The 1652-nt window shown below is 35.5% G+C and carries 1 protein-coding gene; it reads right to left on the bottom strand.

What is annotated here, in order from left to right:
* Positions 1-129: 129 nt before the first annotated feature.
* On the bottom strand, positions 130-1560 hold the full coding sequence (locus BAU23_RS12510; RefSeq protein ID WP_071734572.1) for an IS4 family transposase: 1431 nt from the start codon (positions 1558-1560) through the stop codon (positions 130-132).
* Positions 1561-1652 lie beyond the last annotated feature (92 nt).

Below are 1652 nucleotides of genomic sequence, written 5' to 3'. Positions count from 1 at the left end.
CATCGCTATCAAGCTAAGCCCATACAACGTTAATTATAGTAGAGGTTGTTTCTTTTTTTAAAAAGCTACGTGTAGGGAATTGAAAGATTTGCATACGAAATAAACCCTAATGGGTTTCAATTTTTTGATTTAAGCCGCTTGATTATCAAACTTGGTACAATTGTAAATGACACCTAATATATCAAAGACTGTTTTCTTCTCATATCGATGAGATTTTCTCCCGTTTTGCTGTAGGAGGTTGAACAGGCGAAGTAACACCTTTGATAGCTCTTGGGTGTCTTTTTGTATCGATTGGAAAAGAAGAAAAAAGTAATCTTTAATCATATATATGGCCTTATATTCACTCAGTTCTCGTTTCTTTTTCATAAGAAGTAATTGCCGCATTTGAAACATGGTAGAAGAACAGAGTAGAATAGCAATCAGTTGCCCATACAAATGGCATTCCAATCGTTCTCGTTTTATCTTTTTACAATGATGAATATGGAAGAATGATTTCCATGTTTTAAATAAAATCTCGATTTGCCAACGTAAAGAATACCAATCATGTACTTGTCCCATCGGGACAATATCTATAGGGGTATTTGTCATATATACATTGATACCGCTAAGTCGTTTACTACGAGCAGAATACTTCATTCCTTTCTTTTTTTCTCTTACCGTTTGATCGTGTAATCGTTTTTGTTGTTGTTCTTTTGTTAGTCGATGAACAATCACACGAGTTGGTACTTTATCAGTCATTCCTACATAAGCGTCGGATATTTCATATGTTTGTCCTGGCTGAAGAGAGTTCATTAAAACCTCCATATCTATTTGGATATACTCTGTACCCTTCTTAATTCTGCCATCTTGAAAATAATCAGGGTTTGGATTTTTTTGATAAATACGTGTATTCGATTTGATACGTGAGATATAATAAGCCTTTTTATCTTGTATATGTTGAAGATCTTTCAAATGAAAATAACCTAAATCTCGGATACATAAATCATTCGCTGTTACAGTTGGGGCACACAGGGAACCGTAGGTTCGATCATGTTGTTTACCTGGACCTGTATGAATATGAAGGAATTGTCCACTTAATAAATCATACTCAAGCTGTATCTTTACTCCCGCTGTATGGCTGCATCCTCCCGCACCAGGATAAATTGATGAAAATACATCCGGAAGTTGAAATGCAGTTGAATCTAAAATACGAATACGCTTGAAAACAGAAGTATATGGATAAGAAATTGGCATAGATGAGGTCAGTTTTTGCTTTAGTAGTTCAGCTAATAGGTGTTGTAAAAATTGAACAGCCGCTTTATTAAATCGTTGATTCAAGCCCTCAGGGCTGATGAGTACTTCTGTTGATGCTTCTAAACAGCTAGATAACTGAGTTAAAGAAGTCATAGCTACATTTTGGCTCACCCATACACATAAAGCGACTAAATCTTTTGCTTGGTACTTACTGGTTCGTTGTACAAAGCCAACATCTCTAGCAAGATCTCGTAAGGCATTTGGAGATAGGGCACTTTGAATCTCTTGAGCAAATAGTTGTAATTCGTTAGACACAGAAACAGACATAAAAAACGCCATCCTTTCCTATGATTCTACAGAAAGAATAGCTTATTTTTTCATTTTAGGGGGGATTTTGTTTTGTTAGCTTGATAGCGATG

It is taken from the genome of Bacillus nitratireducens (assembly GCF_001884135.1).
In the GTDB taxonomy this organism is placed as follows: Bacteria; Bacillota; Bacilli; order Bacillales; family Bacillaceae_G; genus Bacillus_A; species Bacillus_A nitratireducens.
This window is presented reverse-complemented; position numbering and strand designations above follow the sequence as displayed.

Excerpts from the sequence above, each read along its gene's own strand:
- BAU23_RS12510 (WP_071734572.1), bottom strand. The coding sequence starts at position 1,560 with ATGTCTGTTTCTGTGTCTAACGAATTACAACTATTTGCTCAAGAGATT.